Here is a 26975-nt window from a genome sequence, read left to right on the forward strand (position 1 = left end):
CGAGTCAGCTCGCGAGCCAGCCGTGCGTACGGATGATTGTCTTCGTGCGCTCCGACAATTCCATGGGGGCGTCGCCGTCGTCGGACCGGTTGCAGATCTCCTCGCGCAGAATCCGGTCGGCCTCGAGCTGGTCGCCCTCGGCCTTCATGACGTGGGCCAGGCACAGACGGGTGCTCTCGCCGTCGGGGTCGGCCCTGTTGGCGACGTACGCCGCGGAGCGCGCCTTGACCAGGTCGCCGGCCGCGAGGGCCTCGGTGACGACGATCAGGGCGACGTCGGCGATCCAGCCGCCAGCCATCAGGTCGACGCGGTCGGGCTCGTTGGCCAGCCAGGCCCACCCTTCCTCGCGCAGCTGGCTGAACGGCTGGGCCTCCCCGACCAGCTCGAGCGCGGTGCACAGGTCCGCGACACCTTCCGCGCCGCCACGGGCCTGCCCACGCTTGCGGAGCCGGAGGAACAGGTCCAGGTCGACGAGCAGGCCGTCGTCGACCTGGTAGACGTTGACCCCGGTGACCTTGGCAGCCGGCGCCTTGTCCGCGTAAGGCAGGTGGTCCTCTCCGGTGCGCGGGTTCGTGCCGAGCCAGTCGCGAACGATGTTTGTGTAGTCGCGCACCTTGCCGTCGGAGATCGAGAACGCCTCGCGGATCTGCTCACGGGTGGCCCCGTGCTTGCGGTGCAGGGCGAGGAACGCGAGCAGCTCGGTGAAGTACGGCTTGCGCTTGGCGAGTGCCTTGCCGTGGGTGCGCGCGGCGACCGGGCCGAGCAGGGTGAGCCGCGGACGGTCGCAGTCGGCCGAGAACCAGTCGGCGATGTCCTTGTCGAGAGTGGGGTCCTTCTCCTCGACCTCGGCGCGGACGTGCGCCGGGACCTTGGGGGCCAGGGCCTCGAGATCCTCCTGGACGATGGCGCTCTCGCGGATGTACTCCTCGTCCTCTCCCTCGAGCAGGGAGGACATCGGCTCGTCGACGGCATCCTCGGGGGTGTTGCGCGGCAGGGTGTACTCGCGGCGCAGGGCTCCGGAGGAGTCGGTGTAGGCCTCCCAGCCGTCGGTGGCGGTCTCGTCCACCGGGGTGTCGACGTACTCCGGGGTCTCACTCTGGGCATAGACCAGGGCGCAGCCGCGGGCCTCGTCGCTGGTGAGTCCGACAGCGATCAGGTTGAGGCCGGCGTGCTCGAGGACGACGCGGCCGGTGTTGGTCATGTGCAGCACGGCGCCGGGAGTGTTGGGGCGCTCGCCGGCGACCACGATGGAGGTCGCGGACTGGCCGACGTGGTCGTTGACCAACTGCAGCAGCTGCTCGAGGTCGGCGGGGTCGCCGGCCGCGGCGTCCAGCAGGAGCATCCGCGCGGGCCAGGTGTCGTCGTCGACGCTGCCGGTGCGGGCCGTGGACACGTCGGTGTCGTGTCGCTTCGCCCGGTCGACGGTGGTCACCGCCGCGGCGAGGATCTCTGCGGTTGCGGGCGTCCCGGCCTCGCCGGTCGGGTAGTAGGTGATCCGCTCGTCCATGGCGACGGCCTCCTCGGCCACGCCGATGCAGTCGACCTGGACGCGGCGCGACCACGGGTTGACGGCCAGCTGGGCGGCGAGGTGGCGGGCGAAGTCGCGGCCGTAGGTGGGGTCGCCGCTGATGGTCAGCGTGGAGAGCTCCTCGCAGTTCAGCAGCCAGGTCTCGCCGGCGTCGCTCATGCCGATGGTGGCCAGCAGCGGGTAGGGCGGCTCGACGTTGCCGGTGTCGGGCCCGAGGTCCTCGAACGCGGTGTCGGTGGTGACGTGCCAGTGGGTCTGGTCGGGGCTGCCCACCCAGGGAGCGGGGACCTCGGCCGGAGCGCTCAGGTGCAGCGTCAGCTTGCCGTGCCCGAGCTCCACCGCGGCGAGCGGCGGCATCGTGGTGCCCTGGGCTCCGACCGCGGCCGCGAGGCGCCGCAGGGCCTCGTCGGCGAACTCCACGGTGGCGGCCGCGGCGGCACCGGTCGCGTTCAGGGTCATCTCCACCGGCGCGAGCTCGGGCGGCGGGGCGGCGATAGCGCGCCCGGGCGGCCGGTTCCGGAAGGCGGAGCGCCGGCGCGACCGCAGGGCCATGAGCAGGGCTCCGGACAGCAGGACGCCCCCGCCGGTGAGACCGGCGAGGACCCAGGGTGCCTCGAGGATCGAGTCGTCGGTGTCGTCGACCTGGTCGACGTCGGCGGACGGCGCCGCCGGCTCCTCGGCCTGCGGGACCTCGGGTGCGGCGGTCTCCGGCGCCGGGGTCTCCTCGGCGACCGGCGGGGTCTCCTCGGCCGGCGGGTCGACCGGCGGCTGCTCGTCCTTGGGCTCCGCTGGGGTCTCCGGCTTGTCCTCTCGCGGCTGCGACTGGTCCTGCCGGTCGGCGGCCGGCGTCTCGCCGCCGGGGATGTTGAGCTTCCAGCCCACGTCGATCACGTCGGGGTCGGTCAGCTTGCCGCCGCCGGGCTGGGTGATCGTCGTGGAGGCCTTGTAGATCTCCGGCCACCGGTCGGCGTCTCCGAGCTTGTCGTGCGCGATGTCGCTGAGGGTGTCGTTGGGCTGCACGGTGTAGCTGTGAGCCGGTGCTGCGTCGGCGGGCGCCGGCAGCTTGAGCACCCACCCGGGCTCGAGGAAGCTGGGCTGGTTGCCGAGCAGGTCGCGGTTGAGCTCGGCGATCTCCTTGTAGCGGGCTCCGTCGCCGAAGTGGTCCTCGGCGATCGACCAGAGGCTCTCCCCCGGCTTCACGGCGTGGTCGACGGTCGTGGGGCCCTGGCGCTCCTGCGTCGTCTCGGCCTTGACGTCCTGGCGGGCGGGTCCCTGCTGTGAGGCGTGGTCGGCGCCGGCGGTGACGTGCCCCACCGTCGCCGGGGCCGCGGCGGCCGAACTGATCGTTGCTGCCTGCGTGGCGATGGGGGCGGCGATGAACAGCAGGGCGGCCAGGCCGATGAGGCCGCGCGCTGCTGCCTGGGGCCTACCCAGACCCGGCAGTTGGGGCGCCTGGACCTTGCGGAGCGCTGCGATGGCCTCCACAACAAGGCTGAGAGCCATGAACGCCCAGGCGACCCAGCCGATCACCTTGAACAGGCCGAGGACGAGTGTGCCGTCGTCGGGCGCCAGGAGCGCGTTCTTGACGCTGTCCAGGGTGGGCATCTGGTCGGGGATCGGGCTGGCGCCGATCGCGAGGAAGAGGGCGGGCAGGCCGAGGACGATGCCCAGCACGGCGAGCGAGGCGGCGAGGCCGGTGAGTCGCTGGCCGATGGTGGGGTGGGGCGTGGTCATCGTTCGATGCCTCCTTCGGCGCGGATGAGCCGCGCGGACGCCTCCCCGGTGACCTGCATGGAGTCCAGGCCGATGATCCCGAGGAACTTGCTGGTGTAGGTGTCGGTGGTGGTGACGATCAGGGTGTCGCCGTTGATGACGCGCGCGGTTCCTTCCACGCGGGCGGCGTGGAGGTAGTCCTGGGCGGCGGCCTTGGCGGCGTTGATGTCGACCCGGAGGTCCTCACCGCGCACTGCGGTGGAGCCCTGGACCTCCTGGGCGCCGGTGCGGGCGGCTTGGGATGCGGCGCTGCGGGCTTGCTGCTGGGTGTGGACCTTGCCGCCGAGGTCGACGGCCATCCCGACGAGGATGATCATTGCGAAGGACGCGGTGGCGAACCAGACGCTGATGGAGCCGCGCTCATCGCGCGCACGACGCGTTCCGAGGCGGCGCAGGTGGCTGATCATCGGCGCTCCCGGTAGGCGTCGACGGGGCTGCTGGCGGTCGCGGTGATCGTCCTGGTGCCGGGCAGGCCGGGGATGGCGAGGTCGGCGACGTCGACCTTGCAGGTCACCGTGGCGGTCACCTGGGCGGTGGTGCCCAGCGGGGCGTTGAACGCCGCGGCGTTGACTGTGACGTTGGTGGTCGCGCACTGCAGGCCCTGGTCGTTCAGGCTGCTGGTGGCCGCGGCCTTGCCTGAGTTGATCGCCTCGCTCTGGGTTCGCTCGATGGACGCTGCTCGGGCTGCCTCGTAGGCGGCGGCCTCCACCGACTGCTTGGCGATCTCGACGCGTCCGCCGAGGATGATCATCGCGATGAACAGGCCGAAGGCCGGGACGCCGATCGCGGCCTCGATGGCAACGGATCCGCGCTCGTCCCGGCGGCGTCGGGAATCATGAACTCGCCAGGTCATTCGGTCAGCCTTTCGACCGGGACGCTGGCGCTCTGCGTGACGGTCACGTGCCAGCCGGGGATCACGCTCAGCGACTTGCCGGTGACGGTGATCGTTGCCGTTGTCGTGGTTCGTGATCCGGAGACGCTGGTGGAGGTCATCACGTCGGAGCCACCGGCGTGGTTGAGGAAGGTGTTCGCCGTGGCGACGCCGGACTGGCGGGTTCCGGTCTCGCTGCCTGCCTCGCGGGCGCCCTCTTGCGCGGCCGCGAGCGCTACCTGCTTCGCGTGGTAGTACAGGGCTCCCTGGAGGCCGAGGAACATCAGCAGGAACAGCGCGGGCATCAAGAAGACCATCTGTATGGTCACTGATCCGCGCTCGTCCCGGCTGCGGCGCTGAGAGCTGGCGAACATGACGAGAAGCCGGTCCTGCCTACTTGATCTTGCCGGACTCGCTGGTCACGAAGGCCTTGATGGCTGCGACGACGATGCCGACGATGGCGATGGCTGCCACCGCCCAGAGCACTTCCTGAATGGTGACCGAGCCGCGCTCGTCGCGCTGTCTGGTGACGCGGTTCTCGAGGGATGCGAGCGCGGCCATGGCCGCCAGTTGGAGGGCGATGCAGAGCTTCAACATCGGGGGTCTTCCTTCCTTGGTTGTTTGGGTGCGGTCTATGCCCCGTGATCCGGGTCGGTGTTAGGTCGGTCAGGTGGCGAAGCGGAGCATCGAGGGGGTGACGAGGATCGCCATGAAGACGATGCCGAGGAGGCTGGCCGGGATGTACATGCGCTCGGAGGCGGCGTTGGCCTTGCCGAGCTCGGCGCTGAGCATCGCCGAGCGGAGTGCGGCGGCGCGGGCCCGGAGGTTGTTGTAGATCTGGGCTCCGTCCTGGCCGGACTGCTGCATGATGTCGGCGAGGTCGTCGAGCTCGGGGACGCCGAGCTCGTCGGCCAGCCCGTGTAAGGAGTCCCACGGTGCGCGGGTCATGTAGCGGGCGCGGCGCAGCTCGCTCTCGATGCGCTTGAACACCCACTTGTCTCCGACCTCGGCTGCCGAGCGCAGCGCCTGCTGGCCGCTGGATCCGTCGCGGACGCCGGTGGCGACCATGTCGATGTAGGCGCCGAGGGCCCGGTTGAACTCGATGCGGGCCTTCTTGGCGTCATCGGCGGCGTTGTAGTTGGGCATGAACCAGAACAGGGCGGCCAGGGCCAGCGAGCCGAGCGTGGGGATCGCGAACGGCAGCGGCAGCCCGATCAGCGAGAAGAAGGTGGCCAGCAGCGGCGGCATGACGAGGCCGAGCAGGGCCCAGACGACCTTCTCGCCGTAGAACCGGGTCTCACTGATCTGCAGGATGGCCAGGTCCTTGCGGGGCGTGTGTGCCCAAGCGCCGCCGGGCAGGTTCTTCATCGCCCACAGGCCGATCCGGTCCACGGCCGAGCCGGTGTCGGTGCCGGCGTCGTCGAGGCCGGGGGTGCCGCGGCGGGGCGCGACGTGGTCGGGCGAGAGCCGGTCCAGCGCGTCGACCAGGTCGGGGCCGGAGGGCGCGAGGCGCCAGACGAGCACGGCGAGGGCCAGTCCGAGGAGGGTGCCGCTGGCGAGCGCGAGCTGCAGGCCGGTCATGCCAGTGCTCCTTCCTTCTCGGCCGGTGCTGTGCGCTGGGCGGCGCGGTGGGCGTTTCGGGCCTGGAGGTCGAGGAAGCGCGGGAGCGGCTTGGCGACGGCCATCCGGCGCATCCAGAGCAGGGTGGCCACGTAGGCGGTGAGCAGGACGGCGAGGACGACCTGGCCCAGTGGGGTGCCGTAGGGCTCGATGTAGTCGCCGGTGAAGGCGAGGATGCCGAGCACGCCGAGGGTGATGACGGTGACGGTGCGGGCGGTGGTGCGGGGCTTGGCCTGGTCTGCGGCGATCTGGCGGCGGGCGCGGACATCGGCCGCGACGGTCTCGGCGAGGGCGTCCAGTGCCTTCGACAGTCCGGCCTGTCCGCGTCCGCTGGCGGCGAGGATCAACTGGCTGGCCACAACGTCGCCGGTGGAGTCGTTGAGGTCCTCGGCGAAGGCGCGCAGGACGTCCTCAGTGGAGGAGGTGTTGTTCCACAGCCGGGAGACCATCAGCCCGACCTCGCGATGGATCGCCTCCGGTGTCGACTGCAGCGACTTGATGAGTGCCGAGCGCAGGGACTGTCCGGCGGTCAGCTTGCCGGACAGGGACCGGGTCCACTCCTCGAGCGCTTCGAGCTTCTCGATGCTGGCGGCGGCCGGCGGCGGCGTCAGTAGCAGCGGAATGCCGACGATCGCGGCCGGGACGAGGACGATCGCGATCACCCACCCGGTCACCAGCGCGACCAGAAGGCCGGCCACGGCGCCGCCGAGCATCAGCATCCGGGTACGACGGTCGAGCCGGACGAACCAGTTTCCCAGCCGTCCGAACGGGGTGGTGGTCCGGGCCGGCGTCGGCTGCTTGGGTGGCGCCGGGATCATCGCGTAGACCATGCCGATCAGGCCGATGACGATGAGGGCGCCGAAGACGGCGGGCAGGAACCCCGATGACATTGGACTCATGAGGTGGCCACCCCCGGGTTGGCCTGGGACTCGGCCTTGTAGGCCTCGAGGTCGAAGCCGTGGCGTGTTAGTTCCTGGGCGAGGAAGTTGTCGAGCTTGCCGGTCGCGACGGCGTGTCCGAGCTGGTTGGGCGCGAAGATCGGGGTGGTGGCGTACCCGCGGGCTGCGTCGATGCTCGGCTGGACGACCAGGACCTCCTGGACCCAGCGCTGCTTGCGGAAGGTCCCGTCGTCGTTGGGGACGACCTCGGAGCGCAGGTACATCACGATGTCGATCGCAGCGGCCAGTTTGCTGATCGCCAGCTCGCGCGTGACCTGGGGGCCCTTCTCCATGGCGCAGGAGACGAGTTTCTCGATGGTGTGCTCGGCGCTGCGGGCGTGGGTGGTGCTGATCGACCCGGGGCCGGACTCCATGGCCTTGAGCATGTTCCAGACCTCCGGGCCGCGGACCTCGCCGACGATCTGGCGGGCGAGGTTGAACCGGAAGGAGTGGTGGATGGCCTCCTCGAGGCTGAACTCACCGGCCTGGCGGCCGTCGAGGCCGACCTCTCCGGATCCGGGGCGATGCTCCCAGGCGTGGACGATCTTGTGCCGGTCGACCAGCTCGTGCAGGTGCAGCTCGAACTCGGTCTCGAAGGTGCCGATCATCTCCCAGGGCGGGATGCACGAGCACAGCGCGCGGACCCAGGTGGTCTTGCCCGAGCCCTGGACGCCGGAGACGACGATGCTCTTGCCGGCGCGCACGCAGGCCGCGAGGAAATCTGCCAGGACCGGGCTGCACGCCTTGCGGTCGTAGACCATCTCGTCCATCGACACCTCCCGCATGCCGTGGCGGCGGATCACGACCGACGTGTAAGCCATCACCCAGGAGCCGGCCGCGAGTCGTGCTCCCCCGGGCAGCCGGAGGTCCAGGTGCGGGCGGGCCTCGGTGAAGGGCCGGTTCTGCCGGGCACCGAGGTCGGCGAGGAACTCGCGCAGCTCGTCCTCGGAATCGGCGATCGGGGCGGCCTCGACCAGGGTGCCGTCGACCAGCTCCAGCCACACCGAGCACACTGGGCCGCGGGCGATGACGATGATGTTCTCAACGTCCTCGCGCTCGACCAGGGGCTGGAGGCGGCCCAGACCGAACAGGGCGGCGTGGAGGGCTGACTTGAGCGCCTTCTCCTGGTCCTTGGTCCACGGAGGCCGGCCGGTCGAGACCAGCGCCTCGGCCTCGGACTTGATGAGCTCCTCGATGACGTCGAGGCCCATCTGCTCGCGGTCCTCTTCGGTGACCCGGCCACCTTCCTTGTCGAGCCGTGCGGTCAGTCGCGAGGAGACCTCCGCGCGGTACTGCGCCACCAGCTCCCAGTCCAGCTCGACGTGGCCGTCCGAGCCATGGCTGTAGTGCTCCTCCGGCGCAGGCCCCACGAGCGGGCGCAGGCTGAACTCCGAGCGTGCGCGGCCCGGCAGTTCCTGCTCGATGGTCCAGGCGCCGGCGAAGATCGGCAGCGAGGTCGGGTCGTGGTCCTCAACGACCGGGGGCGGGGGCGGCGGGGTGCCGTTGGTGCGGCCGCGGGCGAAGGGAGAGGTCTGCCCCCGGCTCGCGGCGTGACGTGCCTCGAGCCACTCGTCGGCGCGCAGCGGGTCGCGACCGTCGGAGTCAGGGTGGTGTCCGTTGGTGCTCATGTATGGCCTCCGTTCGTGGGAGCGAGGGCGGCCCTGTTGGCGCCGAGGACGGACTCGATGGCCGCGGCGCTGGCCCGGTAGCCGCGCAGCAGCCCGGAGGACTCGAACTTGCGCGGCTTGCGCGCGCCGTGGGAGTAGACCTCGGCCACCTCGGGCTCCCACTCCACCGACGCGACGACGGGGACCTGCAGGGCCTTCGCGATGTGGCGGGCGGTGTAGGGCCGGACTCGGGCACCGGTCGGCACCGCGGGCCAGCGTCGCGCCTCGTCGACGAGGAGGACCCCGAGCCGAGACAGGCCACCGACTCCAGCAAACTCCGTCTGCAGGGTCTTGGCCCAGCTGGTGGCGCCGGCCAAGGCCGGCAGCGAGCTGCGGATTACCAGGAGGGTCAGGTCGGACGCGGCAATGAGCGGCTGGGGCCAGCCGGCCAGGCCGAGCCGGCCGCCGTCGACGATGACGTCCTGGCCGTTGCGCTCCAGCCCGCGCAGCCGCTCGGTCAGCGGGTCCCACAGGGGCAGCAGGCTGGGGGCCTGCTCGTGGGCCCGGATGCCGGGCAGGAACCATGCCGACCGCTCAGCCGGTGCGTCGGGGTCCAGCAGCAGCGTCTCGCGAGGCAGCGCCTCGGCGAGCGTTCCCTCGCGCAGGGAGAGGGCGAGGTTGATCAGCCCGCCGGTCGGCTCCTGGGTGCCATGGAAGTAGCCGGCGAAAACCGAGGAGGAGCCGGTCGGGTCGGCGTCGACGAGGAGCACCGGCCGGTGCCAGTTGAGGGTGAGTCCGAGAGCCGTGGTCGAGACACCGGGCGAACCGCTCGCGGAGGCCAGGACGATCAGCGCCATGCGTCAGCGCTCCCGGGCGTCCAGAACGAGCGCGACCCGTCCGGTCGCGGCGCGGGCAGCAAGGTCGGCGGCATCGGCCTCGGGCACCGCGACGTCGACGACGGTCTCCCCTGTCTCCTCGACCCGGCTAACACCGACCACGGTCGCCTTGACGGTGACCGGGTCCCCGTCGGTCACCTCACCCTGATCGCCGGGCGTGGTGACGATCCGGACGACGTCGCCGGAGTAGAGCGGCTCGGCGGGCATCTGGCCAGGAGTGAGGCTGATGCCCACGAGGGACTCCCCCTCCCCCGGCACCAGGCTGTCGGTCACGGCCTGCTCTGTGAGCAGGGTGCCGGCCCACAGGTCAACAGCGGCGCGGCTGCCCTCGAGCTCGGCCTTTTGGCTCCCGGCGATCGGGGTCAGAGCTGGGTCGACGCTCACCCGCACGACGGCGAGGTCCGCGGGCTCGATGGTCTCTCCGCGCTTGATGTCGCGGCTGACCACGAGGACTTCCTGCGTGTCGTTGACAGATGTGAACGCGAAGGCGGTGCCCAGCGCTCCTGCAGCGACAAGCGCCGCGCAGAGTGCGAACACCCATGGTCTGCGGCGCCGCCTGGGTCTTGGTCGCGGAGTGTGGTTGAGATCAGGCATGGGACGACTCTTGGTCGATGCCTCGACTGACAACCCTTGAGCGGTGTTCTGCGACATATGGATCCCGAGTCCTCTCGTGTCTCGATCACCTACGTGTCAAGACGGGCCCGGAGCGATCAGCACGAGCCCAACTCGATAGAATGACACTAGTGCATTTCTATCGAGGTTCTCGCTATCCACAGATGACCGATTCCGAGATGCCATCGCCCAGTCCTGACCAGAGGGTCGCGCGGCTCAATCCCCCCGATGGGACCGAGCATCAACGCCTCCGAACGATCCGGAGTCCATGGGACCACAAATTCGTCCGGTCTCCCGCCATGAATTTCTCACCTGTGGATATCGGTCAAACCCACCTTCGCTACGAACTCGGTCGGGCTGAGCCTGTTTCGTCGCGCCGGCGGTGCCGCTGCGCCTCATGGAATGCTGCGACAACAACTTCGACGGACTCCCCGAGTGCCCGAGCAAGCGCTTCGAGCGACTGTGGCGCAGGGAGCCGGACCCAGCGCCCTTGCTCCCAGGCGTAATACGTCGGCACAGCCACGTTCACGGAGGTGACGAGATCGGCAACGGTGAGTCCTGCCTGCAGGCGGAGCGCTCGGAGATCGGGGACATCACCGTCGAGGTGAACTAGCCGTATTGCCGGGATGTCGAGGGCTTTGGCGAGTCTGAGCAGGAAGTCCGGGCGCGGGGTTGAGGTACCCAACTCCCAGCGAGAGATGCGCTCACCTCCAGCGGCCCCCACCAGGCGCGCCAACTCATGCTGAGTCAACCCCGCCTCCTCGCGAGCTGCCCTCAACGCATTGGGGTCGATTCCGGAGGTCATCGCCGACGAACACTAGCGGTGATCAATCGTCTGCAGGATCGGGGCCAGTCCGCCCGGCACCGGACCGACGACACGGGACCGCTGATCCCGTCTGCCGATCCCAGCGAGGATGCCGATGCGCCACGGGCACAACTTGCCGCGCGACGAAGGACTGGGCGCGAGATCGCCCAGCCTCGGTTCAACCCTCGTGTCGGCGATCTTCCCTACTGGCCACCCACGGGCGAACCTGAGGGCGAGCCTGCTGGATTCCCTCGGATCGCCGATGGGCTGATCGCTTACCAAGCCGCCGCGCACATAGGGGACCAGAAAGCGAGGTGGACCATGAGCACTTCCCCAACCGAGAACCCGGTCACCGGCGTCGTCACCTTCACCGCGCGCGGCACGGCCGCCCTCGACCAACTGGCCGACGATCTGGTGGCCAAGTGCGACGGCTCCCCAGCGAGCATCGCGGATCTCCTCGAGCGGGTGCTGAAAGCCGACATCGAGGACCTGGCCGAAACCCTCAGTGAGGCAACCCGGCCGGATCCCGATCTGCCTGACCGCGACATCGACGAGGTCGGACCGGCCGCGGCGAGCCCTGACGAGGCGGCACGTCGACGTTTGGGGGCGCACACGCCAGGCGCAGCCGGTGCACGGACACGCAGCCTTGACGTCGGCCGATGATCCACCGCCGCGGCATACACTTCGTTACACAACGCGGCTATGTAACAGACTGTATGGGAGACGATGGTGCTGCCCAATCCCTATGCCCCTGGCGAGCTCCCGCGCGTGCTCGCCGGCCGAGAGCAGCAGAAGGACCGGATTCGAGGCTATCTGAGCCGGATCGGCACCTACGGCGAAATGGGTGGGCCCCTGCTGGTTTTCCAGGGCCCGCGTGGCGTGGGAAAGACGTCGCTGCTGCGCGAGGCGCAGCGTGACGCCGAGGCGCACGGGTTCATCACCGCGTGGGTGGCCTGCCGCCGCAATGCGCCGTTCCTCCCCGACCTGGTCAGCCGGGTCGGGAAGGCGATCGAGACCGCAGATATTCTGCCGCGCGCCGAGAAGGCCACCTGGAAGCTCCGCCTGGAGAGCATCGGCCTGGAGTTCGGGCTGCCGAGCGGGGTCAAGGTAACCGCCACGGCGGCCGCCGACCGCGCCGGGGCGGACGGCCCTCCCCGCGGGGCCCAGATCTCGGCGATGGAGGACCTCCTGCACGAGACCAGCTCGCAAGTCCGCGCACGCGGTGGCGCTGGCCTCGTGGTCTTCGTCGACGAGCTGCACGCGGCTGCCCGTGATGACCTCGCGGTCCTGCTCAACGCGATGCAGAACCTGGCTGGAAGGCGCGAGGACAACCCACTCGCCATCATCGGCGCCGGACTGCCCTCCACTCCCGGGGTACTGGTCAACGCAGCCACCTTTGGGGAGCGCAGCACCTTCCTAACCCTGCCGCGACTCGACCCCGGCGCCGCGGCCTCCGCCGTGGCCGAGCCGGCCACCGAGCTGGGCGTGACCTGGACGCACGCCGCGCTGCAGGCGATCGCGGACGAGGCGCAGGGATTTCCGTACCTACTGCAGGTCCTCGCCCACGCGACCTGGGAGGTAGCCAGGCCCTCAGCAACCGGTGACGTTCTCGACGTCGAGCAGTTCCAGGCAGGCCTACCGCTGGCAGATGACCAGCTGACCTCGATGTACGCCGCCCGGTGGGCCGCCGCGACCGACCTGGAGCGGCAGATCCTGGCCGTGATGGCCCAAGCCGCCACGCCCACGGTGACTAGAGCGGAGATCGCATCGCAGCTCGGCCGATCCACGCAGGCTCTGGGCGTCCCACGCGAACGGCTGATCGACAAGGGCATCATAGAGCCCGCCGGCCGCGGCGAAGTGCGCTTCACGATGCCAGGCTTCGACCGCTACATCCGAGAGTCCCTGGCCACAGGAGCATCCGCGGACCCCGATCAGGCCACGGCCCAGCTGGGTGCCGGTCGCCGCAGACGCGAGCTTCCGCCGGCCCCCGATCCCGGCCGGGGCGCCCCTCGCCACTAGAGCTGCCAGCGAACCTGCCCCGCAGGACGGCCTCGATGTCGGCGACCCCTCGCCAGCAGCATCGGTGGCGCGACGTCCGCCAGGCCGTCGAGCAGCTCGTCGACGCCGACGTTCTCCAACTGCTGAAGTGCGCTGTAGGCGTTCCACTCCCCACCGCGGCCGCGGTGGGGAGGCCTCGACGTCGGCCGGAGCGTTGAACCAGGCGGCCGCCGCCATGGCCACGCGTCGCGCGATCAAGCCCGCCTGGTCGTCCACGGCCGATCAGTCTCCCGCCCGAACCCGCTGATGGAACCCCCGCCGTTATCCACAGCCCGCAGGCAGCGTCGCTCGTACGCCGTTGAGATCCGCGAGACTCAACGCGACGAGACATCCCGGCAGGAAGGGGCGGCCTGGTGGACAACTACGACGAGCTCGAGGCAAGAGGGCACGCGACGGCGGCCCGCGAACACGTCTACGGCTTCAACCGCGCCACGATCTGGGAGCGCGACCAGATCCCGGCTGAGACCTCCGATGAGCTCGCGGAGTTCGCCGACCTCGCGGCCGCGCTCCCCCAGGCGTTCGCGCAGCTGTCGAGCACGCTTGAGCGGGCACTGGCCGACCAGGTGCTCAGCATGGATTCGATGACCGACGAATCCGACCCCGCCATGACGATCGGCGTCGCGCGGCTCCACCTGGAGGAGGCCCGCGGCCTGGCGGTCGACCTCTACAAGCACCTCGACGCCGCCCGCAACGCCACCGCGCACATCATCAGCCAGGGCGTCGACGACGGGCAGGACTGATGCCCTGGGACAGCCCTGACTGTTCGCGGCGAGATTTCTCGCGCTCGGTGATCGCTGGAGCGGGTCGACCTTCCTTTGGTGACTGAGACATGACACCGGTCAACCAAGGAGCTGCTCGTGAGCACGCCCACCGATTCACCCTCCGTCGCGACCGACCGTGACCCGGTTCAGGAGGTCCGCGAACACCTCGAGCAGGCGCTGGTCGCGCTCGACCATCTCCGTGAGGTCCTGCCCCCGTCGAGCAGCACGCCCCCCGCCCGACACGGGAAGCGGTGAGTCTGTATGAGGACCGACACCGCTTTGCAGGCTGCTGACGCCGTGTTCATGGCCGAGCAGGCTGTTGGAGGCGCCCGCCGGGTCGTCGACGAACTGCACACAATGATCAACTCTGCGCTCCGGGTTCTGGATGACGCTGAGCTCGACTCAGCTAGGGCCCGCCTCAGTGACCGTGGCGACTACTACCTCGAGTCAGCCGGCGAGCACTTGGACCGGCTACAGACGCGGTGTGAAGATGCCAAGCACCTGATTCACGGTGTCTACGGCCATCTGGACCTTGCCGTACAGGCTCTTGCTGCGCTGGGCGATCTGCTCGCGGCTGCCGACGGCCTCGATTCCGCGGTCGTTGCCGACCTGGCTGACCTGAGACCCAGAATCGCAGTGGTCAGCGAGATGGTCGTCCTCGCGAAGCCAGTTGCGCGCGCCGCGCTCCGGCACGTCGACAGCGCGGAACTGGCGGCCCAGCAGGTCACTCCGCCGTCGCTGCTGGAGCCGGTCACCCTCCAGCGGAGCATCGCGACCGCCGGCAAGGAGCTCGGCCGCGCCGACGAGGACGTGCGCCTGCTCGAGAACGTCGTCGACCACGCCGCGGCCAACGCCCGGCAGTCGGCCGGGATCGCCAGCGACATCGCCGACAACGCCCGCCGGCGCATGGCCGAGCAGGGCTGCGGCCAGGTGCCTCGCCAGGCGTTACCGGTCCCCGGATCGCCGGTGCGGTAGCCGGGGAGGACGAGCATGGACCCTGATCAGGGCGGCCGCCAGTTCGCTGGCCTCATCCTCGATGCCGCCGGCCGCGGGCATCATGACCAGGTCGCCGATCTGGTGGCGCCGCTGGACGCCGACCAGTTGCGGTCGCTGGTGGCCGTCCTCGCCGTCCAGGTCGACCAGACCCTGCCGGCGGCGCCGGCAACCGGCCCGGCAGCGGTGTGCGAGCTGGCCATCACTGCCGCCGCGCCGATGTTCGGCACCACCCCGGAGGCGATCCTCAGCGCCGAGCGCAGCCGACCGGTCAGCGACGCCCGCGCCGTGGCCATGACCGCCGCCCGCGAGGTCGGCCTGTCCCTGCCGGCGATCGCCGAACACTTCAACAAGGACCACGGCTCGGTGATCCACGCCGTACGCCGCACCGCCGAACGCCCCCGGCTGGCCGACGCCGCGGCCCGGGTCACCGAGCACGTCAACGACCGCTACACCGCGCAACTGCCCCGCCCTGAGGCCACCGTCGTCAGCCCCCACCAGGACGAGCCCGCGTCGACCTTCGTGCCCGATGGCCCGGTCGAGCATGCCGTCGTGGCGGCCGCCGAGGCCTTCGGCACCACCCCAGAGGTCCTCCTGGGCGCCGATCGGACCCGGACGGCCGCCGACGCCCGAGCGGTGGCCATGACCGCGGCCCGCATCCACGGCCACAGCCTGCCGACGATCGCGCGGCACTTCGAGCGCGACCACACGACCGTGCTCCATGCCACCCGGCGGATCGAGAAGACTCCGCCGCTGCGCGACCTGGCCGCGAAGATCGCAGCCGAGCTCCCCGAGGAGCCGGCCGGCGCCGGCGCCCGCTCGGCCGATGTCGCCGAGCAGATCCCCGAGGCCCGCTACCGGTCTCCCGGCGCCCGGGCCCAGGACCGCGCGGTTCCCGTCTCCGGCGAACCTCCACAGCTGAGGGTCGCCCGGTGAAGGCCCTCATCGGCCTGGCCGCCGCTGCCATCGCCGCGCTCACCGCCGGCGGAATCACCGCAACCCTCCCCGGCACCCCCAAGGGCGCCGACCCATCGGAGGGCAAGGCCACCCAGGTCAGGGTGACGGCCGTCGTCGACGGAGACACCCTCCGCGTCGAGGACCTCGCCGGTCGCCCACTCGGCCGAGTCCGCCTGCTCGGCATCGACGCCCCCGAAGTCGCCCACCCGCCGACGCCCGCCGAGTGCTACGCCGACCAGGCAACCGACCTGCTCGAGGACCTCACGCCGGTCGGCAGCACCGTCCAGCTCGTCACCGACAGCGGCCAGCCCGACCGCGACCAATACGACCGCCTGCTTCGCTACGTCGACCACGACGACGTCGACGTAGCCCACGAGCTCCTGGCCCGCGGCGCCGCACGCTGCTACGAGGCCACCCAGGACCTCACCCGCGCAGACCCCTACGCCACAGCCACCGATGACGCCCAGGACGCCGCCAGCGGCCTGTGGGGCACCTGCTGAAGGACGGGGCGGGCATGGACGAGCAGCTGAAGACGGCCGCCAAGACACTCGCCCGCTGGTGCTACGCCCGCGGCGTCGACGAGCGGATCCTCACCTGCGGTGACCAGCTGCTCAAGAAGGCCGTCGACCAGGCGATCGGCCGATCTGTGCCGGCTCACCTCGAGCACGCGCTGTGGCAACAGACCGCCATGCTCCTGCGCCAGCGGCGCGACTGGGACCGCGACCACCAGGGCACTCCCCCGCCGGCCGCGGCATGCCTGCCCTGCGCAGTGGCAGCCGAGCAGTGCCCCACCCACGCCGGTCGACGCTGTCGCGCCTGCGGTGGCCAGCTGCACCGCATCGTCGTCGCCGAGGGCTACGACACCCATCCGAGCTGCGACAACCCGGGCTCGACCAGTTCCCCCACCGTCCTCGAGCACACGGCGCAACTGCTGGGCGCCACGCTGCTGACCCAGCCCCCTGAACCCCGGGGGCAACACGCCTAGAAGGAGTTCGGCCGCGGTGATCGCCCAGACCCTCGCCCCGCACATAGGTGACCAGGAGGACCGGCGCAGCCGGTGCCGGTCCACGGGATCCATGGGAGTTCACAATGAGTGACGCCGCTCGCGAGGAAGCCGCGCTCGAGGAAGAGGCGCGACAGCGCGCCGAGGAGATCAGGGCCACCGTGGAAGAAGCCGCCCAGGCCGCGGCCGCCGACACCGGTCCCTCCCCCGACGCCGAGATCGCGCAGGTTCACCGGTCCGGCCGCCAGCACGACCACACCGACACCGCCGCCTACCAGCGGCCCCAGCTCGGCCGCCGCCGCGGCCCGCGCCGGTAGGAGGCTCGTGATGGCTACCGCACTAGCCCCGACCACCGGACCTTCGACCGTCCGCTGGGTCGACTGCTCGCACAAGCTGGGTTCGCTGCCGTGCATGAACCACAAGCCGCACGAGGGCGACGGCCGCGGCTGCGTGCATCACTCCACGTCCGGCTTCGCCGACGACGAGTAGCCCAACTGCCCGGCCGCCGCGAGACCTGCCAGCCAACAGCCTCAGCCGTGCACCAGATGCAGCCGCGGCCGCTGAGGCTGCTCGACGGCCGCATCCAGCTGCCGCATCCGCTCGAGGGTCATCGGGTGCCCGACGCGCCGCAGCAGGCCTGCCAGCACGGGACCGAGACCGAGCGCAAGCACGAACCGGTCTGCCTCGGCCTCGACGCGGAGCTCGATCCGCCGACCTGCTGCCGGCACCAGGTAGGTCAGCGCGATCACCGCGCCGCCCAGAAGCCCAGGCGCGGCGCGCCCCTCGGCGACCGACTGCACCACGCAGATGACCCCCACGACACCCCGCAGCGTCCAGGCCAGCCGCATGAACGGAAGCCAGGCGAACGCCCGGCCCACGCCGCGGAACGTCGCCACCAGCACCCGCCACGGCGTCGTCGCCGCGTGCACGGCCAGCTCCAGCCTCGGCCGGAGCGCCTGATGTCGGCCGACAGCATGAGCCACCGCGGCGGCCGCCTCCGCGCCCGTCACGCCGCCGCGGTACGTCGCCTCGACCAGCCCGGCACTGACCACCACGGTGCGCCGGCCGATCGCCACCGCCACCGGAGTGCTCGGCCGCTGCACACGGCGTACGAACAGCGCCCCGACGTCGACGCCGCGGCCGCCCAGCTCGGCCAGCGCCAGCGCCAGCACGCCGTACTCGGCCTCGGTCGCCGGCCGCGACCTAGTCAGCGCGGCGATCGCCGGCTCTTGCAGCTGCCCCAGCGCGAGCGCGACCAGCACGCCGGCCGCAGCCATGAACACCAGCAGGCCAAGTGCCGGCGGGAGCAGGGCGCACACCACCACGGTGAGGACGAAGCTCACCAGCAGTGCCGGCCCAAGCGTCACCACCCTCAGCACGATCATCGGGAACCTCATCTCGACCCTCCTCCATCTTTCAGCACTAGTGCGGATCTCTTGACTTGGCTCGCGGTGATCGTCCGACACCCGCCGGACGACATAGGCGAACGAGACCAGTTTGTGCCCAGGTGCCGACAGCACCCCGAGTTATCCACAGCCCGCCGCTCGGCGCAGCGGGCCGCGACCGGGACGTGGGTTCATGGGCCAGACCGACCTCCAACCGAAAGGGAACGCCCGTGGACACCCTCAACGCTGACGGCACCTGGGACCGTCTCGGCTCGATCGCCCAGCTGCTGCACCAGGCCGCTACCCAGGTGTGGACCGACGCCGACGCGGCCGCCGACTCCCCGCTCCACGACCTCGGGCTGGGTGTCTACCTCGCTCACTCCCGGGCCAGCGCCCTGCTGCCCGACGACTACGAGCTGCCCGAGGACGTCGGTGCTGGCTGACCTCGAGGAGCGCACCCCGCTGCAGCTGCTCACCGAAGCTGAGGAGCTGACCCGCCCACTGCCGCTGCACCAGCCGGACCTCGTCCACGGCTCGCAGCTGGTCGTCGACCTGTGCGACCTAATCCGGGAAGCCCGCGGCCTTGGCTACTGACCTGCGCCCGGCGTACGCCGACATCGACGAGGAGCTCTTCGACGTCGACCAGATCCCGATGACCTCGCGCGACGTGCGCAGCGTCGGCGAGATGCTCTTCGACGTCGACTACCTGGCCCGCCAGCTGCTCATGGACGTCGGAGGCGACGACGCCGGCACGCTGCTGCGCAGCTGGCCGACGATGGTCGCGGCCGCCGAGGACCTGTGGGCCTCCCTCCCTGGCCGGCGACCTGGCGTCGACGAGCGCGACCGCCCCATCACCAGCCTCTCCGCCCAGGCCGCCACCATCGAGTCCAGCCTGTCCGGCCGGCAGGCCTGGCCAGGTCAGGGCCCGACCAACCCCCGCGTCGACCAGATGACCCAGACCCTCCTCAACGCCGCCGCCCTGGTCCGCCGCTACGGCGCCGAGATCCCGCACGAGCAGACCGAGGCCCACCGCGATCTCGAGGCAGCGCGCACCAGGATCATGCACGGCCTCTACCTGACCGCCCACGCCGTCAACGTCGCCCTGCACGACAACGGCCGCAACCGCGTCACCGACGCCCGCGAATCAGGCCGCCGGGTCCAGCTGGCCCAGCACCACTCCCCCTACGCGGTGGCACCCACCGGGGTCTGGGTCGACCGAATCTCGGTGTGCGAGAACACCGCCCGCAGCTACCTGACCGACCGGTTCCCCCAGGCGCTCGCCGGCGAGGCAACTCGGCCCGTCGACAACCCCGGCCGACTGGCCCAGGCGCTGGCCAACTGGGACATCCAGTCCCACCGCGCCCTCGCCCGCGACCTCGAGCCGTCGAACGTCCTGCTCATCACCCGCACACAAGGCCTCATCGCCGGCGCCAGCATGGTGCTCATCGACGCGGCCGCCACCGCCGGCGTCCTCGAGCCCTCGGACCGCCTGGTCGCCGCGATCGCCGACGCAGGCCGCTCCTGGAGCAACCTGGCCAGCCGCTGGGGAGACCTGGTTCCCCCGGCCGCCCGCCTCGACGAGCCCTTGGCTCGCGCGGCCGCAGAGGTCCGAGCCGCCTATCGCCACATCACCCACGACACCACCACCCTGGCGACACCAGAGGCCATCGCCGCCTGCCCCGAGCTCCCCCAGGCCACCATGGCAAGCCTCCGCGCGATCGGGGCCGGCTCCGAGCTCGCGCACGTCGTCGCCGAGAAGGCCGACACCCCCAACCTGACCGGCCCAGCGCGTGCCCTGTCCCGCCGAGCGCACAACGACGTCGAGTCCGGGCTGGCCACCCCGCCCGCCGAGGGCGACGTCGTCTGGGTCTCCCCGGCCGACATCCTCGCCCGACGTGCCGTCAGAGTTCCGCAGCCGGTACGGGAGACCCTGCGCTCGGCAAGTACCGCCACCGCGGCCGCGGCATCCACCGCGGCAGCCTCTGCCATGCTCGCGCACTCCAACTGCCCTAGTTATCGGCCCGGTGGGCGATCAGTGACCGCCCACGCGCAGTATGACGCCCACGTCACCTCGGCCTTTTCGCCGCAACCCGGCGTGCCACCCAGAAAGCCGCCCTGCAGCATTGATCGCTCGGCACCTGTTGGACCACTTAGGTGACCATCAGACACCAACGTGGGCTTGGATCCACCCGAGGCCCACCACAGCAGGTCGGAGGACACGAGATGGAAACCGTGAAGGAGACCCTCATCGTTGGCGGTCACCGGATGCTCGCTGCTCAGGAGAGCGAACGCATCCCCGACGATGCAGGCGCAGAACCCGACGAGCAACGCCTGACAGAACGCGGCCGGCCCGCACTCTCCCCTGCCACAATGAACATTGCCCAGGCGGCTGCCTACATCGGGATCGCTAAGTCGACGCTCTATACCTGGCGCACGCGACGCCCGGGATTCGGACCGCGCGCGGTGAAGGCGGGCGGCGCATTGCGGTACCGCCGTTCCGATCTCGATGCATGGATCGAGGCCCACGCCGAGACCCTGGACCTCCAGGCGGAAACGGACATCGACGATGAGGGTCGACGCTCGGGGGGCGACCAGCAAGCAACATCCCGCACACTAGGTTCCATGTCACGACGCTCCCGTCCGCGGCGTCCCTAGCAGCTCAGAGGTCAAGAAGGAACGCACATGGCTCGCCCCCCGCTCCCCATCGGAACATTCGGGAGCATCACAACGAGAGAGGTACGCCCTGGCGTGTACCGCGCGCGAACCCGCTTCCGAGACTTCGACGGCGTCACGCGCGAAATCAAGGGGACCGGTCGAAGCGCCGCCGCCGCAGTACGAGAACTCAAGACCAAGATCGCCGACCGAAGCGCCCCGTCCGGCGACCTCATCGGCCCCGACATGCGAATCAGCCAGGTGGCTGACATCTGGCTCTCGCTGTATCGCGCCGAACAGCGCTCCGAAGCAACTACCGCAAACGAATACCAACGCATCATCGAGAACGTCATCAATCCAGCCATCGGCAACATCCGCCTGCGGGAGGCAACAGCTGGGCGCCTGGAACGGCTAATCAGGTCGCAGGACTCCCACAGCCGCCGCAAGAAGACCAAGACGGTGCTCAAGATGATGTTCGACGCCGCGGTCATCGACGACGCACTCCCAGCCAACCCGGTCTCCTCCACATCACGGCTTCGAGGCCAGAAGAAGGACGTCCAAGCGCTCTCGGTGGAGGACCTCAACGCCGTCCGCTCTGCCGTGGACTCCTGGATGACCAAGAAGCGGCCGGGCCCAAAGCCGAACCAGGACATGCCCGACATCATCGACCTGCTACTCGCCACGGGCTGCCGGATCGGAGAAGTACTCGCCATCCGATGGACGGACATCGACTTGAGTGCGACACCACCGACCGTGTCAATCAGCGGCACGATCAAGACGGAGACGGGAAAAGGCACCTACCGCAAGCCCAAGCCGAAGTCCGACGCTTCTAAGCGCACCATCGCCCTGCCGCCGTTCGCAGTCGATGTTCTGATGAGGCGACGTATCGAGCAACGACCGAACCACTACAACGCGGTCTTCGCCACCCGCAACGGCACATGGCACCAAGTCGGCAACATCGAGCGCCGGTGGCGCACGATCCGAGCAGACACAGGCTTCGACTGGGTGACGCCACACACCTTCCGCAAGACCGTCGCGACCTTGATCGACCGCCTAGTCGACTCGGACACCGCAGCCCGCGTTCTCGGCCACTCCTCAGACGCGATCACCAAAGAGTTCTACATCGAGAAGGACAGGACGACACCCGACGTGACGCACATCCTTCAGTCCTTCGCCGGCAAAGCCACGACGACCAAGTCGGACGCCTGACGTCCTCAGGCGGCCGCGTCGAGCGCAGCCCTGGCCCCTCACCCCGGGCCACAATGCGCCGCCAGGGCGAAGGTTTTCGGGACATAAACGCGACACAAGGCTATGTGACTCAAGAAACCAAGTGGCCCCTGATCTGCGTTTCCGCAGGTCAGGGGCCACTTTCTTGTAGCGGGGGCAGGATTTGAACCTGCGACCTCTGGGTTATGAGCCCAGCGAGCTACCGAGCTGCTCCACCCCGCGTCGGTGAGCACAACCTTAGGGGATCGCGACCGCCAACCCAAATCGCACCGGCGTGGGGACCATCACCCCGCGGTGTCGGAGGGCGAGGCCGACGGGGACGCGCTCGGGCTCGGCTGCTCCGAGCCCTGGCCCGAGCCCGGCTGCTGGCTCTTCGGGAGCTGGCTGGACAGCTCGAACGCCTGCTGCACCAGTTCCTTGCCGAGTTCCATCTGCCGGGCCCAGGTGACGGTGTCGCCCTGGCGTTGCGCGGCGTCGGCGGCGTCGAAGTGCCGCTGGGCCTGCGCCAGGAGCGCACGGATCTGGTCCGCGATCGGGCCGGACGGCTCGCCCTGGCCGCCGCCCTCGTTCCCGCCGCCGGGACTGGCCCCGCCACCGGTGCTCGGCGGCAGGCTGGTCTCGAGGGCGTTCGCCAGCGCGGCGGGCAGCGACGTGCCGATGCCGACCTCGCCGTTGTAGGACACCAGCACGAAGGCCAGACTCGGGTAGCTCACCGACGAGGCCGCGCGGACGGCGTACACCGGCTCGACGTACAGGAAGCCGTCGCCGACCGGCAGCGTCAACAGGTTGCCGTTGATGACCTGGCCGCCACTTCGGTTGAAGAGCGCGAGCTGGTTGGCGACGTCGGAGTCGGAGTTGAAGTCGTTGGCGACCTGGCCCGGGCCCTTCGCGCTCTGGTCGGTGAGCTCGCGGACCTGGATGGTGCCGTAGTCGTCCGAGCTCGCCTCGGAGTCGACGGTGACGAACGCGGCCAGGTTGCTCTTCTTGTACGGCACGAACGTCGAGGTCAGCGAGAACACCGGTTGCTGCGGTGTGTCCGTGCTGCCGATCGGCTGGTCGACGAACATCCGGTACGGCGGCTGCAGGCTGCTCGGCGCGTTCGGGTCCGGCGGGACCTCCCACCGCTGGTTGCCGGTGTAGAAGTCGCTCGGGTTCGTCACGTGGTAGCGCGCGAACTGGTAGCGCTGGACCTTGAACATGTCCTCGGGGTAGCGCATGTGGTCCATGACGTCCTGGGGGATCTCCGACTTCGGCTGCACGACGCCCGGGAAGACCTGCTCCCACGTCCGCAGGATCGGGTCGCTCTCGTTCCAGGCGTACAGCTTGACCGTGCCGTCGTACGCGTCGACGGTCGCCTTGACCGCGTTCCGCATGTAGTTGATCTCGTCGGTCGGCACCGTCCGCAGGCCGGCGTTGGGCTGCAGCGAGTCGTTGGTCATCGTGTCGAAGGACTCGCGCTTGGCGCCGGGGTACCGGTCGGTGGTGGTGTAGCCGTCGAGCACCCACAGGATCTTGCCGTCGGCGACGACCGGGTAGGGGTCGCCGTCGACGGTCAGCCACGGCGCGAACTTCTCGACGCGGGTGCGCGGGTCGCGGTTGTAGAGGATCTCGCTGTTGCTGTTGACCCGCCCGGACAGCAGGAAGTTGGTCTCGCCGAACTTCACCGCGTACAGCAGCTGGCGGAAGGTGCTGCCGATCGGGACGCCGCCGCTGCCGTCGTAGGTCGTGTACGTGTCGCCGTCACCGCTGCCCCCGGTCCCCGTGGTCGGCAGGTCGAGCTCGACCGGCTTCGAGCCGGGGGCGGTGCCGACCACCGAGTAGTCGGGGCTCTGCTCGCCGAAGTAGACGCGCGGGTTGAACCCACCGGTCGCCTGCGACAGGGCGTCCTGACCGGCGAGCAGCCCCTGTGCCCACTGGGTCCGGTCGTCGTTGGTGCTCGCCGGCAGCTCGTCCTGCGTCGTCCGCTGGTTGCCGTAGGCCGCGATGACGCCCGAGCCGTGCGTGTAGACGGTGTGCAGGTTCGACCAGTTGTGGTCCCCGTCGGGGATGCCGGCCTGGTCCAGCTCGCGCACGCCGAGCACGAGGGCGCGGTCGGTGTCCTCGATGTCGTAGTGGTCGACGTCCAACACGTCGGCGACCGAGTAGTACGCCCGGCCCTGCTGGACCTGCTCGAAGGTCGGGCTGACCAGCTTGGGGTCGACCAGCGGTACCGACGCCGTCTGCGCGTCGAGCGCGTCGAGGTCGACGTTGTCGATGGTCGCGTCGCCGACCTTGCTGACCTGGATCTTGTCGAGGTCGTACGCCGCTCGCGTGGCGTCGATGTTGGCCTTGATGTACGGCTGCTCCTTGTCGGCCTCGGACGGCTTGACCTGGAACTGCTGGACGATGCCCGGCCAGATCAGGCCGAGCAGGATCGCGGAGACCGCGAGCAGCGCCAGGCCGACCGACGGGAGCAGCCAGGTGCGCCGCCAGACGTTGACGAAGAACAGCACCGCGCAGATCACCGAGATGCCGAGCAGGATGTTCTTGGCCGGCAGCACCGCGTGGTCGTCGGTGTAGGTCATGCCGGTGATCAGGGAGCCGCCCTGGTTGACCAGGTCGAACCGGTCCAGCCAGTAGTCCGCGGCCTTGGCGAGCACGAACAGCCCGAGCAGCACCGACAGCTGCACCTGCGCCGCGCCGGAGAACCGGTCGCGCGGGGTCTGCAGCCGGATGCCGCCGTACAGGTAGTGGACGACGGCCGCGGCGATCAGCGAGATCACCAGCGTCGCCATCGCGAAGTCGACCACGTAGTGCAGCCAGGGGAGGTCGAAGACGTAGAACCCGATGTCCTTGTGGAACCAGACGTCCTGCTGGCCGAACGGCACGCCGTGGCGCCACATGAGGAAGTTGCGCCACTCCCCGATGGCCGAGCTGCCGGCGAACGCGCCGAGCACGACGGCGACGCCGACCAGCAGCCAGGTGCGGATCGGGGTGACCGCGTCGCGGTAGCGGTCCAGCCCGGTCTGCTCGGCCGAGGACGGCCGGAAGAACGGGCGGAACCGGTAGGCGAGGTAGATGTTCAGCCCGACCACGACCGCCATCAGCACGCCGAAGACGAGGAAGAGCAGCGTCTTGGTCCAGAACAGCGTGGTGAAGACCTCGGAGTAGCCGCCGTCCTGGTACCAGAGCCGGTCGGTGTAGATGTTCGCGAACGTGCTCAAGCCCAGGAACGCGAGCACGAGCACGACCGCGGTGATGATCAGCGCCCGGGAGCGCCGCGACCCGGAGCGCGGCGGGGGCAGGTCGTTCCGCGCGCCCTCGTCGAACAGCTCGCTCATTCGGGGTCCCCTCGGAAGTGCGGGCTGGAGGAGCGAAGCGGGGGAAGCCCGCAGTTTCGTGGGGTGATCATCCGTCTTCCTCCTCAAGCGTGGCGACCAGCAGCTGCAGCAGCCCGGGCACCAGGTCGGCGCCGCCGACCACGGACTGGTCGTCGTCATGGGCGCGCAACCGCAGCGCGCAGTACGTCGCACCGGCGCGGGTCGCGCCCGCGACGATCCGGACCTCCTGCCGGTCCGGGTGCTCGCGGGCGAACTCCTCCGCGGACGTCGGGTCCTCGGGGATGTGCGCGTCGGCGTCCGGCGGCAGCACGAGCCGCTCGACCACGGCCGCGCAGCCGGTGACCCCGGGCGGCCAGACGATCGACTCCAGCGCCACCTCGAGCGGCTGGTCGGCCGCGAGCTGGTCCTGCTCGACGGGGGTGAAGGACCCCTCCGCGGACGCGGCGTCGAGCTCCATCGCGGCGGCCAGGGCCGGCTCGCGCTCCACGAGCTGCGCGGTGTCGACCAGCGCATAGAGCCGCGCGGGCCGGTCCCAGCCCTCGGCGGCGGCGTGGCCCTCGATCTCCAGCACGACCGCGGCGAGCGCCGGGTCGACGTCCAGTCCGGCGTCGAACTCGGTCACGAGGCCGCCTCCTCACAGCTGGGCAGGTCGGCGTCGGGGTCCTTGACCCACTGCTCGATGGCGAGCCGCGCGTCGTGCATCGTGTCCGCCTTCACCAGCCGCATGTCCTTGTTGGGCGCACCGAGCGCCTCGGTGCAGTTGTCGGGTGGGACGAGGAACAGCTGGGCTCCCGCGTCCCGGGCACCCACGATCTTCTGCTGGATGCCGCCGATCGGGCCGACCGTCCCCGCGGTGTCCATGGTGCCGGTGCCGGCGACCGTCCTGCCACCGGTCAGCGAGCCCGGGGTCAGGGTGTCGTAGATCCCCAGGGAGAACATCAGCCCGGCGCTCGGACCGCCGATGTTCGGGCTGATGTTGATGGTCACGTCGGCGGGCAGGTCCTTCTTGACCTGGGTGCCGACCTGGATGCCGACCTGGGGCTTGCCGTCGACCGTGTCGGGCGTGACCTGGACGGTCTTCTGCTCGTCGCCGCGGCGGACGGCGAACACGACCGGCTCACCGGCCGGTGCGGCCGTGACCGCGGCGACGACGTCGTCGGCGGTCGAGACGCGGGTGCCATCCACCCGGAGGATGACGTCGCCGGTCTGGAGCGCGCCGTCCGCCGGCGCCCCGTCGGTCACCGCGGCGACGGCCGGCTCGGTGACGTGGTACCCCAGCTCCTCGAGCGCCACCGCGGTGGCCGCGTCCTGGGAGGAGGTCATCTGCGCCTCGCCCTCCTGCTTGTTCTGCTCGACGGTCTCGTCCTGGCGGTAGACCGCGTCGTAGGGGTAGACCGCGTCCTCGTCGCTCATCCAGTCGTGCATCAGCTCGAAGAGGTTGTTGCGACCCTCCGGCTTCGGCTGGGAGACGAAGACCGTGGTCATCCGCAGCTGGCCGTCGTCCGGGTACGACGGGCGGCCCTGGATCTCGATGATCGGCTTGCCCTCGTCGTTCTTGCCCAGCACGTTCACCGTCAGCCCGGGCTCATAGGTGACGTACGGGAGGGGTACCAGCGCAGCGGTCACCCACAGCCCGATCAGCAGCGGCACGGCGAGGATGCCGGCGAGGGTGCGCTGCGTCATGCCGCCAAGACTGTCAGATGTGCCCTAGGCGTCGATCAGGACGCCCGGCGCGAGGGCCGCACGGCGACCCCGGTCGAGCGGTCGGGCGCCGGCCGCTCGGCGGCGTACCCGGGCGCGGGCCGGCGGCGCCGGCGCGGATCCCGCTCCAGGGCGGTCGCCAGGCGGCGTACGGCGACCTCGCGGTCGACCTCGCCGCGGCCCTCCCGCCCCAGCCAGGCGACCCACAGCATCGCCACGACCGTCACGACCGCCGACGGCACCAGCCAGAACAGGATCTCCACACGCT

The 26975-nt window shown here is 70.3% G+C and carries 30 protein-coding genes and 1 tRNA gene; 14 read left to right on the top strand and 17 right to left on the bottom strand.

The window, feature by feature from the left end; all coding sequences use genetic code 11:
* Positions 1-4: 4 nt before the first annotated feature.
* The 11 genes from ABD086_RS04255 to ABD086_RS25300 form a co-directional block, all read right to left on the bottom strand.
* Positions 5-3262 carry a LysM peptidoglycan-binding domain-containing protein gene (locus ABD086_RS04255; RefSeq protein WP_343905963.1) on the bottom strand — a complete coding sequence of 1086 codons (3258 nt, stop codon included), beginning with the start codon at positions 3260-3262 and terminating at the stop codon, positions 5-7.
* Positions 3259-3708, bottom strand: coding sequence for a TadE/TadG family type IV pilus assembly protein (locus tag ABD086_RS04260; protein WP_343905964.1), 450 nt, complete (start codon positions 3706-3708; stop codon positions 3259-3261). The genes ABD086_RS04255 and ABD086_RS04260 overlap by 4 nt, the downstream gene beginning before the upstream one ends.
* Positions 3705-4154, bottom strand: a complete 450-nt coding sequence (locus ABD086_RS04265) for a TadE/TadG family type IV pilus assembly protein (RefSeq protein WP_343905966.1) — start codon at positions 4152-4154, stop codon at positions 3705-3707. The genes ABD086_RS04260 and ABD086_RS04265 overlap by 4 nt, the downstream gene beginning before the upstream one ends.
* Positions 4151-4501, bottom strand: a complete 351-nt coding sequence (locus ABD086_RS04270; RefSeq protein ID WP_343905968.1) for a TadE family protein — start codon at positions 4499-4501, stop codon at positions 4151-4153. The genes ABD086_RS04265 and ABD086_RS04270 overlap by 4 nt, the downstream gene beginning before the upstream one ends.
* 64 nt (positions 4502-4565) lie before the next feature.
* Entirely contained in the window at positions 4566-4769 is a 204-nt protein-coding gene (locus tag ABD086_RS04275; RefSeq protein ID WP_343905969.1) for a hypothetical protein, read from the bottom strand.
* 69 nt (positions 4770-4838) lie between these two features.
* The gene (locus tag ABD086_RS04280; protein WP_343905971.1) at positions 4839-5753 is read right to left on the bottom strand and encodes a type II secretion system F family protein; all 915 of its coding nucleotides are present in this window, start codon (positions 5751-5753) and stop codon (positions 4839-4841) included.
* A complete protein-coding gene (locus ABD086_RS04285; protein WP_343905973.1) occupies positions 5750-6682 on the bottom strand; it encodes a type II secretion system F family protein in 933 nt (310 codons plus the stop codon). The genes ABD086_RS04280 and ABD086_RS04285 overlap by 4 nt, the downstream gene beginning before the upstream one ends.
* Before the next feature lie 5 nt (positions 6683-6687).
* Entirely contained in the window at positions 6688-8358 is a 1671-nt protein-coding gene (locus tag ABD086_RS04290; RefSeq protein ID WP_343905975.1) for a TadA family conjugal transfer-associated ATPase, read from the bottom strand.
* On the bottom strand, positions 8355-9194 hold the full coding sequence (locus tag ABD086_RS04295) for a MinD/ParA family ATP-binding protein (protein ID WP_343905977.1): 840 nt from the start codon (positions 9192-9194) through the stop codon (positions 8355-8357). The genes ABD086_RS04290 and ABD086_RS04295 overlap by 4 nt, the downstream gene beginning before the upstream one ends.
* Before the next feature lie 3 nt (positions 9195-9197).
* Complete coding sequence (locus ABD086_RS04300; protein ID WP_343905979.1) at positions 9198-9884, bottom strand: SAF domain-containing protein; 687 nt, start codon at positions 9882-9884, stop codon at positions 9198-9200.
* A 301-nt stretch (positions 9885-10185) separates the two neighbouring features.
* Positions 10186-10650, bottom strand: a complete 465-nt coding sequence (locus tag ABD086_RS25300; RefSeq protein ID WP_403113122.1) for a helix-turn-helix transcriptional regulator — start codon at positions 10648-10650, stop codon at positions 10186-10188.
* A gap of 321 nt (positions 10651-10971) precedes the next feature.
* Here ABD086_RS25300 and ABD086_RS04305 point away from each other — a divergent pair, with 321 nt between their 5' ends.
* From ABD086_RS04305 to ABD086_RS04345, 9 genes are all read left to right on the top strand, one after another.
* Complete coding sequence (locus ABD086_RS04305) at positions 10972-11313, top strand: hypothetical protein (protein ID WP_343905980.1); 342 nt, start codon at positions 10972-10974, stop codon at positions 11311-11313.
* Positions 11314-11376: 63 nt separating this feature from the next.
* Positions 11377-12669, top strand: coding sequence for an ATP-binding protein (locus tag ABD086_RS04310; protein ID WP_343905982.1), 1293 nt, complete (start codon positions 11377-11379; stop codon positions 12667-12669).
* 392 nt (positions 12670-13061) lie between these two features.
* Positions 13062-13448, top strand: a complete 387-nt coding sequence (locus ABD086_RS04315; RefSeq protein WP_343905984.1) for a hypothetical protein — start codon at positions 13062-13064, stop codon at positions 13446-13448.
* A 282-nt stretch (positions 13449-13730) separates the two neighbouring features.
* Positions 13731-14444, top strand: coding sequence for a hypothetical protein (locus tag ABD086_RS04320; protein ID WP_343905986.1), 714 nt, complete (start codon positions 13731-13733; stop codon positions 14442-14444).
* 15 nt (positions 14445-14459) lie between these two features.
* On the top strand, positions 14460-15398 hold the full coding sequence (locus ABD086_RS04325) for a helix-turn-helix domain-containing protein (protein WP_343905987.1): 939 nt from the start codon (positions 14460-14462) through the stop codon (positions 15396-15398).
* A complete protein-coding gene (locus ABD086_RS04330; RefSeq protein ID WP_343905989.1) occupies positions 15395-15919 on the top strand; it encodes a thermonuclease family protein in 525 nt (174 codons plus the stop codon). Before ABD086_RS04325 ends, ABD086_RS04330 begins: the two co-directional genes overlap by 4 nt.
* Before the next feature lie 14 nt (positions 15920-15933).
* Complete coding sequence (locus tag ABD086_RS04335) at positions 15934-16404, top strand: molybdopterin-binding domain-containing protein (RefSeq protein WP_343905991.1); 471 nt, start codon at positions 15934-15936, stop codon at positions 16402-16404.
* Positions 16405-16508: 104 nt separating this feature from the next.
* Complete coding sequence (locus tag ABD086_RS04340) at positions 16509-16739, top strand: hypothetical protein (RefSeq protein ID WP_343905993.1); 231 nt, start codon at positions 16509-16511, stop codon at positions 16737-16739.
* A gap of 10 nt (positions 16740-16749) precedes the next feature.
* On the top strand, positions 16750-16911 hold the full coding sequence (locus ABD086_RS04345; protein WP_215816223.1) for a hypothetical protein: 162 nt from the start codon (positions 16750-16752) through the stop codon (positions 16909-16911).
* 41 nt (positions 16912-16952) lie between these two features.
* Here the strand turns inward: ABD086_RS04345 and ABD086_RS04350 are convergent, their stop codons facing one another.
* Positions 16953-17819: a hypothetical protein gene (locus ABD086_RS04350; protein ID WP_343905998.1), complete on the bottom strand. Its 867-nt coding sequence runs from the start codon at positions 17817-17819 to the stop codon at positions 16953-16955.
* A 218-nt stretch (positions 17820-18037) separates the two neighbouring features.
* Between ABD086_RS04350 and ABD086_RS04355 the strand changes: the two genes are divergently transcribed.
* From ABD086_RS04355 to ABD086_RS04375, 5 genes are all read left to right on the top strand, one after another.
* Positions 18038-18250 carry a hypothetical protein gene (locus ABD086_RS04355; RefSeq protein WP_343906000.1) on the top strand — a complete coding sequence of 71 codons (213 nt, stop codon included), beginning with the start codon at positions 18038-18040 and terminating at the stop codon, positions 18248-18250.
* Positions 18240-18401 carry a hypothetical protein gene (locus ABD086_RS04360; RefSeq protein WP_343906002.1) on the top strand — a complete coding sequence of 54 codons (162 nt, stop codon included), beginning with the start codon at positions 18240-18242 and terminating at the stop codon, positions 18399-18401. Before ABD086_RS04355 ends, ABD086_RS04360 begins: the two co-directional genes overlap by 11 nt.
* Positions 18391-19965 (top strand): hypothetical protein, encoded by a 1575-nt coding sequence (locus tag ABD086_RS04365; protein ID WP_343906004.1) that lies wholly within the window; start codon positions 18391-18393, stop codon positions 19963-19965. Before ABD086_RS04360 ends, ABD086_RS04365 begins: the two co-directional genes overlap by 11 nt.
* A 65-nt stretch (positions 19966-20030) precedes the next feature.
* Entirely contained in the window at positions 20031-20462 is a 432-nt protein-coding gene (locus ABD086_RS04370; RefSeq protein WP_343906006.1) for a helix-turn-helix transcriptional regulator, read from the top strand.
* A 93-nt stretch (positions 20463-20555) separates the two neighbouring features.
* Positions 20556-21668: a tyrosine-type recombinase/integrase gene (locus tag ABD086_RS04375; RefSeq protein ID WP_343906008.1), complete on the top strand. Its 1113-nt coding sequence runs from the start codon at positions 20556-20558 to the stop codon at positions 21666-21668.
* Positions 21669-21834: 166 nt separating this feature from the next.
* On the opposite strand, the gene ABD086_RS04380 is transcribed toward ABD086_RS04375, so the two are convergent.
* The 5 genes from ABD086_RS04380 to ABD086_RS04400 all read right to left on the bottom strand — a co-directional run bounded on the left by ABD086_RS04380 (position 21835) and on the right by ABD086_RS04400 (position 26970).
* Positions 21835-21908 (bottom strand) — tRNA-Met (locus ABD086_RS04380).
* 62 nt (positions 21909-21970) lie between these two features.
* Positions 21971-25006, bottom strand: a complete 3036-nt coding sequence (locus tag ABD086_RS04385) for a UPF0182 family membrane protein (RefSeq protein ID WP_343906009.1) — start codon at positions 25004-25006, stop codon at positions 21971-21973.
* A gap of 67 nt (positions 25007-25073) precedes the next feature.
* The gene (locus tag ABD086_RS04390) at positions 25074-25628 is read right to left on the bottom strand and encodes a PPA1309 family protein (RefSeq protein ID WP_343906012.1); all 555 of its coding nucleotides are present in this window, start codon (positions 25626-25628) and stop codon (positions 25074-25076) included.
* Positions 25625-26689: a YlbL family protein gene (locus ABD086_RS04395; RefSeq protein ID WP_343906014.1), complete on the bottom strand. Its 1065-nt coding sequence runs from the start codon at positions 26687-26689 to the stop codon at positions 25625-25627. Before ABD086_RS04395 ends, ABD086_RS04390 begins: the two co-directional genes overlap by 4 nt.
* A gap of 35 nt (positions 26690-26724) precedes the next feature.
* The gene (locus tag ABD086_RS04400; RefSeq protein WP_343906015.1) at positions 26725-26970 is read right to left on the bottom strand and encodes a hypothetical protein; all 246 of its coding nucleotides are present in this window, start codon (positions 26968-26970) and stop codon (positions 26725-26727) included.
* Positions 26971-26975: the final 5 nt, after the last annotated feature.

The sequence above is a fragment of the Nocardioides aquiterrae genome, assembly GCF_039526625.1.
GTDB classification, from domain to species: Bacteria; Actinomycetota; Actinomycetes; order Propionibacteriales; family Nocardioidaceae; genus Nocardioides; species Nocardioides aquiterrae.

Coding starts and splice junctions, on each gene's coding strand:
- ABD086_RS04260 (WP_343905964.1), bottom strand. CDS start 3,708: ATGATCAGCCACCTGCGCCGCCTCGGAACGCGTCGTGCGCGCGATGAG.
- ABD086_RS04265 (WP_343905966.1), bottom strand. CDS start 4,154: ATGACCTGGCGAGTTCATGATTCCCGACGCCGCCGGGACGAGCGCGGA.
- ABD086_RS04290 (WP_343905975.1), bottom strand. CDS start 8,358: ATGAGCACCAACGGACACCACCCTGACTCCGACGGTCGCGACCCGCTG.
- ABD086_RS04370 (WP_343906006.1), top strand. CDS start 20,031: ATGGAAACCGTGAAGGAGACCCTCATCGTTGGCGGTCACCGGATGCTC.
- ABD086_RS04395 (WP_343906014.1), bottom strand. CDS start 26,689: ATGACGCAGCGCACCCTCGCCGGCATCCTCGCCGTGCCGCTGCTGATC.
- ABD086_RS04385 (WP_343906009.1), bottom strand. CDS start 25,006: ATGAGCGAGCTGTTCGACGAGGGCGCGCGGAACGACCTGCCCCCGCCG.
- ABD086_RS04285 (WP_343905973.1), bottom strand. CDS start 6,682: ATGTCATCGGGGTTCCTGCCCGCCGTCTTCGGCGCCCTCATCGTCATC.
- ABD086_RS04350 (WP_343905998.1), bottom strand. CDS start 17,819: ATGAGGTTCCCGATGATCGTGCTGAGGGTGGTGACGCTTGGGCCGGCA.
- ABD086_RS04280 (WP_343905971.1), bottom strand. CDS start 5,753: ATGACCGGCCTGCAGCTCGCGCTCGCCAGCGGCACCCTCCTCGGACTG.
- ABD086_RS25300 (WP_403113122.1), bottom strand. CDS start 10,650: ATGACCTCCGGAATCGACCCCAATGCGTTGAGGGCAGCTCGCGAGGAG.
- ABD086_RS04340 (WP_343905993.1), top strand. CDS start 16,509: ATGAGTGACGCCGCTCGCGAGGAAGCCGCGCTCGAGGAAGAGGCGCGA.
- ABD086_RS04255 (WP_343905963.1), bottom strand. CDS start 3,262: ATGACCACGCCCCACCCCACCATCGGCCAGCGACTCACCGGCCTCGCC.
- ABD086_RS04345 (WP_215816223.1), top strand. CDS start 16,750: ATGGCTACCGCACTAGCCCCGACCACCGGACCTTCGACCGTCCGCTGG.
- ABD086_RS04275 (WP_343905969.1), bottom strand. CDS start 4,769: ATGTTGAAGCTCTGCATCGCCCTCCAACTGGCGGCCATGGCCGCGCTC.
- ABD086_RS04325 (WP_343905987.1), top strand. CDS start 14,460: ATGGACCCTGATCAGGGCGGCCGCCAGTTCGCTGGCCTCATCCTCGAT.
- ABD086_RS04305 (WP_343905980.1), top strand. CDS start 10,972: ATGAGCACTTCCCCAACCGAGAACCCGGTCACCGGCGTCGTCACCTTC.
- ABD086_RS04300 (WP_343905979.1), bottom strand. CDS start 9,884: ATGTCGCAGAACACCGCTCAAGGGTTGTCAGTCGAGGCATCGACCAAG.
- ABD086_RS04335 (WP_343905991.1), top strand. CDS start 15,934: ATGGACGAGCAGCTGAAGACGGCCGCCAAGACACTCGCCCGCTGGTGC.
- ABD086_RS04295 (WP_343905977.1), bottom strand. CDS start 9,194: ATGGCGCTGATCGTCCTGGCCTCCGCGAGCGGTTCGCCCGGTGTCTCG.
- ABD086_RS04310 (WP_343905982.1), top strand. CDS start 11,377: ATGGTGCTGCCCAATCCCTATGCCCCTGGCGAGCTCCCGCGCGTGCTC.
- ABD086_RS04320 (WP_343905986.1), top strand. CDS start 13,731: ATGAGGACCGACACCGCTTTGCAGGCTGCTGACGCCGTGTTCATGGCC.